This is a genomic window from Methyloceanibacter sp. (assembly GCF_058506495.1).
In genome coordinates this window covers 1-1,368 of the sequence record NZ_JBZMXT010000195.1, presented here as the reverse complement: position 1 = coordinate 1,368, position 1,368 = coordinate 1, and the positions used below count along the sequence as shown (strand labels likewise).

Genomic DNA, 1,368 nt, shown 5'->3' with positions numbered 1-1,368 from the left:
CGGCAAGCCAGCAAAGCAGAATGGGACGAGACCGGCGCGCCGGGAGGCGCTGCCGCCCCCGACGGCCTATGGATTTGGAACGATCGTTGCGCTCGCGCTTGTAAACCACCCCTGGCTGCTGGACCAGTACACCGAAGAGATTGCCAGCATAGACGTGCCGGACAAGAAGCTCGCCGCGTTACTGTCCGCAACGACGCAAACCATTCACAACGACCACGCCATTTCGCGCGATGGGCTGATCGTCAAGTTGCATGATGGACCTCACGGGGCGCTTCTCGACAAGCTGTTATTGGAGAGCCACCACGCGCGCCACGCCTTTCTGAAGCCCGAAATGCAGCGCGATGAAGTCGCAGATCAGTTTGCGGACATGCTCTATCGCTGGCGAGCGCTGCCAGCGCTCACACGCGAAATCACCGAGAATGCCGAGTCCATCGCCGAAATGTCCGAAGATGAGTACGAACGCTTTGCGGCGCTGCAGCGCGAGGTCGCAAGCGTCGGCGTTCAGCAGGATACGGACGATGCGACGATGCGCGATGCTACCCAACGCTTTCAAGAGACGCTCGCGCGCTTGAAGAAGAAACCACCTGCCAAAGGCCGCCGCCGGGAAGGCTAAGGGCACGTAGACTGACGTGCCCCGTCTGCATCATGCTCGGGCGTTGCGCTCAAGTAGCGAAGCAGTAGCGCAAACAAACAAGCGCCCAAGTAGCGCAGCGGCAGCGTAAGCAAACACTCAGACGTTTCGGCTCAGCTGCGTAAGACTGTGACCCGCAAAAAGGTTGCAGGGATAGAAGTCGTGCCTGGCGTCTCGGCCTTGTTGTGGCTGTTGAACAAGTCGTCGAGCTCCGATTGGAGCGCGTCCGCGCGACCGTCTTTCGCCGCCGCCTCAAAAGCATTCATCGTCGGCCCGTAATAATGTCGGAACGTGCTGAGTACATCCGATGGCGGCATAGGCGCGTTGAACGTGAAGGTCTCTTTTGCGAACGCGATGTTCCCTTCAGGGACGCCGGCAGCGGTAAAGCGCGAGACCACCTCGTCTTCCACGCCCCAGGTAACGGGGCTGACGAAGCCTTCTGGCGGTGGCGGCGTGTAGGCGGCACTGACCTTCAGCACTTGGGCGATAAGCGTCGGGTCGCCGGGAATCCAGTTCCCCATAATGATGCGCCCGCCAGGGCGGGTGACGCGCACCATTTCCTTCGCGACGTCGTAGGGCTTTGGCGCGAACATGGCACCGAAGATGCTGACGACGAGGTCGAAGCTCTCATCGTCCAGCCCGTTCAGATCCGACGCGTCGCCCTCTTGGAATCGGCAGTTGGCGAGTCCCGCCTCGCTGGCGCGCTTGTTTCCCGCTTCGACGAGGTTGCTTGCGAT

General features: G+C 61.0%; 2 protein-coding genes. One reads left to right on the top strand and one right to left on the bottom strand.

From position 1 onward, the window contains the following. Window positions 1-613 (top strand): hypothetical protein (locus AC33YF_RS13955; RefSeq protein WP_491777819.1); only part of this gene is annotated, 613 nt, incomplete at its 5' end. Window positions 614-744: 131 nt separating this feature from the next. On the opposite strand, the gene AC33YF_RS13950 is transcribed toward AC33YF_RS13955, so the two are convergent. Then, window positions 745-1,368: class I SAM-dependent methyltransferase (locus tag AC33YF_RS13950; RefSeq protein WP_491777818.1), on the bottom strand; the 624-nt coding region annotated here is incomplete at its 5' end.